The sequence below is a fragment of the Streptomyces anatolicus genome (assembly GCF_019400875.1).
GTDB classification, from domain to species: domain Bacteria; phylum Actinomycetota; class Actinomycetes; order Streptomycetales; family Streptomycetaceae; genus Streptomyces; species Streptomyces anatolicus.
This window is the reverse complement of record NZ_WMBF01000262.1, coordinates 1-8,717: the sequence shown is the minus strand read 5'-3', so window position 1 is coordinate 8,717 and position 8,717 is coordinate 1. Positions and strand designations below refer to the sequence as shown.

Genomic DNA, 8,717 nt, shown 5'->3' with positions numbered 1-8,717 from the left:
CGACGGTGCCTACGTGACCCCGCTGGTCCGTAAGCTCGCGTCCGAGAACGGCGTGAACCTCTCCGAGGTCAAGGGCACCGGCGTCGGCGGCCGCATCCGCAAGCAGGACGTCATCGCCGCCGCCGAGGCCAAGAAGTCGGCCCCGGCCCCGGCCGCCGCCCCGGCCGCCGCGAAGACCCCGGCCCTGGAGACCTCTCCGCTCCGTGGCCAGACGGTCAAGATGACCCGCATGCGCAAGGTCATCGGCGACAACATGATGAAGGCCCTGCACTCGCAGGCCCAGCTGACCTCGGTCGTCGAGGTCGACATCACCAAGCTGATGAAGCTGCGCGCCAAGGCCAAGGACGCCTTCGCCGCCCGTGAGGGCGTCAAGCTGTCCCCGATGCCGTTCTTCGTCAAGGCCGCCGCCCAGGCGCTGAAGGCCCACCCGGTCATCAACGCCCGGATCAACGACGACGAAGGCACCATCACCTACTTCGACGCGGAGAACATCGGCATCGCCGTCGACGCGGAGAAGGGCCTGATGACCCCGGTCATCAAGGGCGCCGGCGACCTGAACATCGCCGGTATCTCCAAGAAGACCGCCGAGCTGGCCGGCAAGGCCCGTGGCGGTGGCCTCACCCCGGACGACATGTCCGGCGCCACCTTCACGATCTCCAACACCGGCTCGCGCGGCGCCCTGTTCGACACGGTCATCGTGCCGCCGAACCAGGCCGCCATCCTCGGCATCGGTGCCACGGTCAAGCGCCCGGTCGTCATCAACCACCCGGACCTCGGCGAGACCATCGCCGTCCGTGACATGACGTACCTGTCGCTCTCCTACGACCACCGTCTGGTGGACGGCGCCGACGCCGCCCGCTACCTGACCGCGGTCAAGGCCATCCTGGAGGCCGGCGAGTTCGAGGTCGAGCTCGGCCTGTAGTCACAGCGCGCGAGCGTCTGTAACACTCGTCTCATCAGCGCGTACGCCCCCGTCCGGAGTCTTCCGGGCGGGGGCGTCGCCGTATTGTCTAGGGGTCACACGCCCTTGGGGCCCGCAGCCCCTGCCGGAGGAGCTCTCATGACCGCGCCCGTCGTTCACTCGCTGCGCGAACAGATCCGCGAGCACATCGTGGAGGGGATCGTCAGCGGGCGCTGGAAGCCGGGCGAGCGCATCGTGGAGCGGCGGATCGCCGTGGAGCTTGAGGTCTCCCAGACTCCGGTGCGTGAGGCGCTGCGGGAGCTGGAGACGCTGCGGCTGATCGAGTCGGCGCCCAACAAGGGCGTACGCGTACGGAACTTGACCGCGGCGGACCTGGAGGAGAGCTACCCCGTGCGGGCGGGGCTGGAGGCGATCGCCGCGGAGCTGGCGGCGGACCGGCTCGCCGAGGACTGCTCGGCTCTGGAGCCCCATGTCGCCGCCCTCTACGAGGCGGACCGGGCCTGTGACGGCACCGGGCAGGTGCGGCACACGGTCGCCTTCCACCGTGAGCTGGTGCGGGCGGCGGACAACTCCGTGCTCCTGCACACCTGGGAGGGCCTTGGCATCGAGGTCTTCACCGCGCTGTCCATCCGGTGGCTCGGCACGGTCCAGCAGTCGTACGCGGAGGAGCACGAGGCCCTCGTCTCGGCTTTCCGGCGCCGGGATCCCGCGATCGCGGAGCTGGTCAAGGGGCATGTGCTGGGGTGCGCGCCGCGCGCGTGAGGCTGCGCGCCGCGTGGGCCTTGAGGCTGCGCTCATACGAGGCCCCCGGTCGGCAAACGTGCCCCGCAAAAGGGCTCCCACCTGCGCGGATCCTTCATTTCTAAGGCACCGCGTGCCCTTATTTCTGGCACCGGATGCCGACTTTCTCGTTCTGGCGAAGTTTTTCGCTCAACGCTTTGATCGATCATCGATCACGGGCTTACAGTCGTCGATGGCCCTGTGGCGGAGCCACACAAACGATTCCGCACCAGAGCTTTACGCCCTGTCCTGCCAAAGACATCGGGCACCCCCACCCCTTACCGAAACAGGGGACCCCCTCCGACTCAGGAAGGCGGCGCAATGACCGACCCCTCCGCAATCCAGCCGAGCGAGCTCGACCAGCTCCCGGACCGCGACCCCGAGGAGACCGCCGAATGGCAGGCCTCCCTGGACGCCGTTACTCAGGCGGCCGGGCCGCACCGTGCCGCGTACCTGATGCGCCGCACGCTGGAGCGCGCCGAGGGCGCGGGCCTGGCGCTGCCGAAGCTCCTCGAGACCGACTACGTCAACACCATCCCCACCTCCGCCGAGCCGTCCATCGACGGTGACGAGGAGATGGAGCGGAAGATCACCGCGTGGAACCGCTGGAACGCGGCCGCGATGGTCACCCGCGGCTCCAAGCACGGCGTCGGCGGCCACATAGCGACCTTCGCGTCGGCGGCCTGGCTGTACGAGACCGGCTTCAACCACTTCTTCAAGGGCAAGGAGTCCGGCGAGGCCGCAGGCTCCGGCGACCAGCTCTACATCCAGGGCCACGCCTCCCCCGGCATCTACGCCCGCGCCTTCCTCGACGGCCGCCTGACCGAGGCGCAGCTCGACAACTTCCGCCGCGAGGCGGGCGGCGAGGGCCTGCCCTCCTACCCGCACCCGCGCCGCCTGCCCTGGCTCTGGGAGTTCCCGACGGTGTCGATGGGCCTCGGCCCGCTCTCCGCGATCTACCAGGCGCGCTTCAACCGCTACCTGACCAACCGCGGCATCAAGGACGTCTCCGCCTCGCACGTGTGGGCGTTCCTCGGTGACGGCGAGATGGACGAGCCCGAGTCGACGGCGGCCCTCGCACTGGCCGCGCGTGAGGGTCTGGACAACCTCACGTACGTCATCAACTGCAACCTCCAGCGCCTCGACGGCCCGGTCCGCGCCAACTTCCGTGTGGTGCAGGAGCTGGAGGCCCAGTTCCGCGGCGCCGGGTGGAACGTCATCAAGGTCCTGTGGGGCAACGCCTGGGACGAGCTGTTCCAGCTCGACACCACGGGCGCCCTGGTCCGCCGCCTCCGCGAGGTGCCGGACGCGCAGTTCCAGACGTACGCGACGCGCGACGCCGCCTACATCCGCGAGCACTTCTTCGGCTCCGAGCCCGCCCTCGTCGAGCTGGGCAAGCTGCTCAGCGACGACAAGATCAGCGAGTGCTTCCACCTCTCGCGCGGCGGCCACGAGGCCCGCAAGGTGTACGCGGCCTACCGTGCGGCGCTCACCCACAAGGGCGCGCCGACCGTGATCCTCGCGCAGACGGTCAAGGGCTTCACGCTCGGCAAGGGCTTCGAGTCCAAGAACGCCAACCACCAGATGAAGAAGCTGACGGTGGACGAGTTCAAGGACATGCGCGACCTGCTGGGTCTGCCGATCCCGGACAGCGCGTTCGTCGACGGCCAGGTGCCCTACGGCCACCCCGGCGCCGACTCCCCCGAGGTCCGCTACCTCCAGGAGCGCCGCGCGGCCCTCGGCGGTCCGGCCCCGGCCCGCCGCACGCAGCCGCTCGCCCCGCTGCCGGCCGCCGCGGACAAGACGTTCGCCTCCTTCGACAAGGGCTCCGGCTCGCAGTCGGTGGCGACGACCATGGCCTTCGTACGCCTGGTCAAGGACCTCGTCCGCGACAAGGAGACCGGCAAGCGCTGGGTGCCGATCGTCCCCGACGAGGCGCGCACCTTCGGCATGGAGTCGCTTTTCCCGTCCCTCGGCATCTACTCCCCCAAGGGCCAGACGTACGAGCCGGTCGACCGCGACCAGCTGATGTACTACAAGGAGGCCAAGGACGGCCAGATCCTCAACGAGGGGATCACCGAGGCCGGTTCCATGGCGGACTTCATCGCCGCGTCCACGTCGTACGCGACGCACGGCGAAGCGATGATCCCCTTCTACATCTTCTACTCGATGTTCGGCTGGCAGCGCACGGCCGACCAGATGTGGCAGCTCGGCGACCAGCTGGGCCGCGGCTTCCTGGTGGGTGCCACGGCCGGTCGTACGACGCTGACGGGCGAGGGCCTGCAGCACGCGGACGGCCACTCCCCGGTCATCGCGGCGACCAACCCGGCCGCGCTGACGTACGACCCGGCGTTCGCGTACGAGATCGCGGCGATCGTCAAGGACGGCCTGCGCCGCATGTACGGCGAGGCGGCCCCGGGTGAGGACCCGAACGTCTTCTACTACCTCACCGTCTACAACGAGCCGATGCCGCAGCCCGCGAAGCCCGCGGGTGTCGACGAGGGCATCGTGCGGGGCCTGTACCGCTTCAACACGGCCGAGTCGGCGGGCGTGGCGCCCGCGGGCGACGCCCCGCGCATCCAGCTGCTCGGCTCCGGTACGGCCATCCACTGGACGCTCGCCGCGCAGAAGATGCTCGCCGAGGAGTGGGGTGTGGCCGCGGACGTCTGGTCGGCCACGTCCTGGACGGAGCTGCGCCGGGACGCCCTGGAGGCGGACGAGGCACTGCTGCGCGGCGAGGAGCGCATCCCCTACGTGCGCAAGGCGCTCGAGGGCGCGCAGGGCCCCGTGCTCGCCGTCTCCGACTACATGCGTCAGGTCCCCGACCAGATCGCCCAGTGGGTCGAGCAGGACTACTCCTCGCTCGGCGCGGACGGCTTCGGCCTCTCCGACACGCGGGACGCGGCGCGCCGCCACTTCGGCATCGACGCCGAGTCGATCGTCGTGGCCGCGCTGGCGCAGCTCGCCCGCCGGGGCGAGGTGCCCGCGTCCGCGGTGAAGGAGGCTCGGGCCAAGTACGGCCTGTAAGCCTCGCCGGGTATGTAGGTGCGGGCCCCTGCCACTGGCGGGGGCCCGCACCCGTGTGTGACGGCATCATGGGGCCATGCGCGCCGCCCGCCTCATCAAGATGGTCCTCCTGCTCCAGTCCCGCGCCTCCATGACCGCCGCCGAGCTGGCCGCCGAGCTCGAGGTGTCCGAGCGGACCATCACGAGGGACGCGCAGGCCCTGTCGGAGGCGGGCGTCCCCGTCTACGCCGACCGGGGGCGCACCGGCGGCTACCGCCTCATCGGCGGCTACCGCACCCGTCTGACGGGCCTCGGCCGCAGCGAGGCGGAGGCCCTTTTCCTGTCCGGAGTACCGGGCGCGCTGCGCGAGATGGGCCTGGAGGACGCCGCGTCGGCCGCCCGCCTGAAGGTGTCGGCGGCGCTCATGCCCTCCCTCCGGGACGCCTCACAGAACGCCTCGCAGCGGTTCCACCTGGACGCGCCGGGCTGGTTCAAGGAGACGCCCGCCCCCGAGCTGCTGCCGGCCGTCGCGGACGCGGTGTGGGACGACCGCCGGGTCACGGCCCGCTACCGCCGCCAGGAGGGGGAGGTGGAGCGGGAGTTGGAGCCGTACGGGCTCGTGCTGAAGGCGGGCGTCTGGTACTTGTGCGCGAGGGTGCCCGACTCCGGGGCGTACCGGGTCTACCGCATCGACCGGTTCACCGAGGTGGCCCCGGGCGAGGAACGCTTCGTACGCGATGAGGAGTTCGACCTGCCCGCCTTCTGGGAGGAGCGGGCGGCGCAGTTCGCGCGGGCGATCCTGCGCGCGGAGGCAGTGGTGCGGCTCACCCCGTCGGGTGTGCGGCAACTGCCGTACGCCACCGATCGCGCGGTGGCCCGCGAGGCGATGGAGTCGGCGGGCGAGCCGGACGCGACGGGCCGGGTGACGGTCACCCTGCCCGTCGAGAACGAGGACGTGGCGTACACGCAGCTGATGGCGCTCGGCCCGGAGGTGGAGGTGCTGGAGCCGCTGAGCCTGCGCGCGCGCTTCGCGGACGCGGCGGCGCGCTCGGCGGCGCTCTACCGGTAGCCGCTGACGTCCGCGACCTCGCTCTCCTGGTCGACCTCCGTCAGGTACCGCCAGGCGTCGGGCGCCGAGCCGTCCACGTCCGTGAAGCCGTACTCCTTGGCGAGCCCCCCGCTGGAGAGCGACTTGCCGTTGTGGCGCGCCACTTCGGGGTCCGAGGCGAGGGCGACGAGCGCGCGGCCCACCAAGGTGGGCGTCTCGGAGATCGCGAAGTGCGGGTTCTGCGCGCAGCCCGCGCGCCAGTCGTCCTCGGTCACCTTGAAGTAGGTGTCGAGCATGGCCTCGGAGCGCAGCCAGCCGGGGGTGAGGCAGAGCGCCGTGCAGCCGTACTCCGCGACCTCCTCGGCGAGGCCGCGTGCCATGCGCAGGGGTGCCGCCTTGGCGAGGTCGTAGTAGAAGGGCTTGCGGTAGTTCGGGCCGTTGTACTCGGCCGTGCCGTCGGTGACCTCGACGACCAGGCCGCCGGGGTTCTTGACGAGGAGCGGCAGCGCGTACCGGCTGGTGACGATGTGGGTCTCGATGCCGAGCCGCAGGATGCGCAGGCCCTTGTCGAGGTCGTGCTCCCACATCTTCTTCTCCCACTGGACGTGGAGGTCGCCGCCCCAGATGTCGTTGACGAGGATGTCGAGGCGGCCCTGCTCGCGCTCGATCCGCGCGACCAGCGCCTCGACCTGGTCGGGCTCCAGATGGTCGGTGGGTACGGCGACGCCCTTGCCACCGGCCGCGTCGACGAGTTCGGCGGTCTCCTCGATGGTCTCGGTGCTCCGGCCGGCCTCGCTGGTGTGCTCGCGGGTGGTCCGTCCCGTCACGTACACGGTGGCCCCGGCACGGCCCAGTTCCACGGCCATGGCACGGCCCGCGCCCCGGGTGGCGCCCGCGACGAGGGCGATCTTGCCCTTGAGGGCCTGGGCCGGCTCGTCGAGGGCCTGTACGGAGGTGTTCGCGCGCTCTGTGGTGGTCATGTCTGGAGGCTTCCACCAAAAGGCGACAACCCCTGTCCGTCTTTCCGGTTCGTGCAGGGCGTGTGCGTCATAACGAGACAGCCGCATTCCGGCGTACTCCGCGTGCGCCCCCACTCCCCAGGACCGATGCTGGATCCGTGATGGACGAGACGGAGTTCTGGGAGATCGTGGACAGTACTCGCGAGGCCGCGGGCGGCGACCCCGAGGACCACGCCGAGCTGCTCGTCGAGCGACTGCTGGCGTTCGACCCGGACGCCGTCCTCGACTTCGCCCGCCATTTCGAGGCCCGCTACAACCGCGCCTACCGCTGGGACCTGTGGGGCGCGGCCTGGGTGCTGCTCGGCGGCGCGAGCGACGACGCCTTCGACTACTTCCGGTGCTGGCTGATCGGCCAGGGCCGGGAGGTCTTCGAGGGCGCGGTGCACGACCCCGACGCGCTCGCCGACCTCCTCGACGACTTCGACGAGGAGCTGGACGGCGACGGCGAGGAGCTTGGTTACGCCGCCGACGAGGCGTACGAGCAGCTCACCGGCCTCGTCGCACCCGATCTCGGCATCCTGCCCGCCCCGCCGGAGCCGGAGGGCACGCCGGTGGACTTCGAGGACGACGCGGTGATGGCGCAGCGCTATCCGAAGCTGTGGAGCCGTTTCATGGCGGACTGAGGCCGCTGCGGGGCGGGCGCCCGCCCCGGCCTGCCTACTCCGGGCCACCTACTCCGGGCCACCTGCTCCGGCCGCCTACTCCGGCCGCGAAGGATCCTCCCGCTCCCCCTCGCACGGCCCCGGCGCGAACACCATCATCGTCACGTCGTCCCGCACCGTCCCCGCATGGCGCACGACATCGGCCCAGACCCGTTCGGTCAGGCCCGCCGGGTCGTCGAGGATGTCCGGGTCGGCCTTGACCATCTCGGTGAGCCGGTCGGCCAGGGGGTAGAACGTGCCGGACGCGTCCCGCGCCTCGCTCACCCCGTCGGTGAGGCCGAGCAGCCGGTCCCCGGCGAGCAGCGGCACCGTCAGCTGTTCCGGCCGGGCGAGACCCGCGATGCCGAGGCCGAGCGGGGGGCCCGACGCCACCTCCAGCTCGGTGATCTCGGGGCCGCGCAGCAGCAGCGGCGGCGGGTGACCGCAGGAGACGACGCGTACGACGCAGCAGTCGTCCGGGAACTCCAGGAGCACCGCCGTCGCGAAAAGCTCCGCGTGCTCGTCGCCCTCGGAGTCGACGACGAGCCTGCGGTCGAGCCGGGCCGCGACGCCCTCCAGGTCGGGCTGGTCGATGACCGCCTCGCGGAAGGCGCCGAGCAGCGCCGCGACCGTGCCGACGGCCGCGAGCCCGTGCCCCTGCACATCGCCGATCAGGGCGCGTACGACACCGGGGCCCCTGCGTACGTCGAAGAAGTCGCCGCCGACCAGCGACTCGTGCTGCGCCGCCTGGTACAGGCCCGCGCACCGCACCCGGCCGACCCGTTCCGGCAGCGGCGGCAGGACCGCGAACTGGGCCGCCTCGGCGACCGTGCGGACCGTCACCAGCTGGGCCTCGCGCCTGCTGCGCACCCATGCGAAGACCACGCTGAGCAGCGCGATGAAGGTGATCGTCAGCTCGTCGCTGCTGCCGGAGTGGCCGAGCCCGAAGCCCGGCAGCGAGAGCAGCGTGACCACGAGACCGCCGAGCAGGGCGGTGGCGGCGGGCCCGTAGGAGAGCGCGGCCAGTGGTGGGACGGCCGCGACCAGGAAGCTCAGGTCCACCGTCTTGGGGGTGATCAGCTGGATGAAGATGATCGCGAGGAGCAGCAGCGGCGGGGGCCAGCGCACCCATGGCGGGGGCGGTGTGCCACGCAGCAACCAGTCGCGCTCTTCCGCGTCGCGCCGTCTGGCCGCAGCCCTGATCATCTCTTCACGCTCCTACGCGCGCGCGGACACCGCACGCCGGGCCGGTCCGTCGGGTGGGGGCCTCACGGACTGGGCGGGCCCCCGGGGGTTGTCTG

7 protein-coding genes are annotated in these 8,717 nt (G+C 71.3%); 5 read left to right on the top strand and 2 right to left on the bottom strand.

Going from position 1 to position 8,717, the window contains the following annotated elements:
* The 4 genes from sucB to GKQ77_RS21335 form a co-directional block, all read left to right on the top strand.
* A partial coding sequence (gene sucB / locus GKQ77_RS21350) for a 2-oxoglutarate dehydrogenase, E2 component, dihydrolipoamide succinyltransferase (RefSeq protein ID WP_219690534.1) occupies window positions 1-922 on the top strand: 922 nt, incomplete at its 5' end.
* A 138-nt stretch (window positions 923-1,060) separates the two neighbouring features.
* Window positions 1,061-1,684 carry a GntR family transcriptional regulator gene (locus tag GKQ77_RS21345; RefSeq protein WP_219690533.1) on the top strand — a complete coding sequence of 208 codons (624 nt, stop codon included), beginning with the start codon at window positions 1,061-1,063 and terminating at the stop codon, window positions 1,682-1,684.
* Window positions 1,685-2,023: 339 nt separating this feature from the next.
* Window positions 2,024-4,729 carry a pyruvate dehydrogenase (acetyl-transferring), homodimeric type gene (gene aceE / locus GKQ77_RS21340; protein ID WP_219690532.1) on the top strand — a complete coding sequence of 902 codons (2,706 nt, stop codon included), beginning with the start codon at window positions 2,024-2,026 and terminating at the stop codon, window positions 4,727-4,729.
* Window positions 4,730-4,805: 76 nt separating this feature from the next.
* Window positions 4,806-5,777 (top strand): helix-turn-helix transcriptional regulator, encoded by a 972-nt coding sequence (locus GKQ77_RS21335; RefSeq protein ID WP_219690531.1) that lies wholly within the window; start codon window positions 4,806-4,808, stop codon window positions 5,775-5,777.
* On the opposite strand, the gene GKQ77_RS21330 is transcribed toward GKQ77_RS21335, so the two are convergent.
* Window positions 5,768-6,736, bottom strand: coding sequence for an SDR family oxidoreductase (locus tag GKQ77_RS21330; RefSeq protein WP_219690530.1), 969 nt, complete (start codon window positions 6,734-6,736; stop codon window positions 5,768-5,770). The genes GKQ77_RS21335 and GKQ77_RS21330 overlap by 10 nt on opposite strands.
* Window positions 6,737-6,876: 140 nt before the next feature.
* Between GKQ77_RS21330 and GKQ77_RS21325 the strand changes: the two genes are divergently transcribed.
* Window positions 6,877-7,398 carry a DUF4240 domain-containing protein gene (locus tag GKQ77_RS21325; protein WP_219690535.1) on the top strand — a complete coding sequence of 174 codons (522 nt, stop codon included), beginning with the start codon at window positions 6,877-6,879 and terminating at the stop codon, window positions 7,396-7,398.
* 75 nt (window positions 7,399-7,473) lie between these two features.
* Here the strand turns inward: GKQ77_RS21325 and GKQ77_RS21320 are convergent, their stop codons facing one another.
* Window positions 7,474-8,622 (bottom strand): PP2C family protein-serine/threonine phosphatase, encoded by a 1,149-nt coding sequence (locus tag GKQ77_RS21320; protein ID WP_219690529.1) that lies wholly within the window; start codon window positions 8,620-8,622, stop codon window positions 7,474-7,476.
* Window positions 8,623-8,717: the final 95 nt, after the last annotated feature.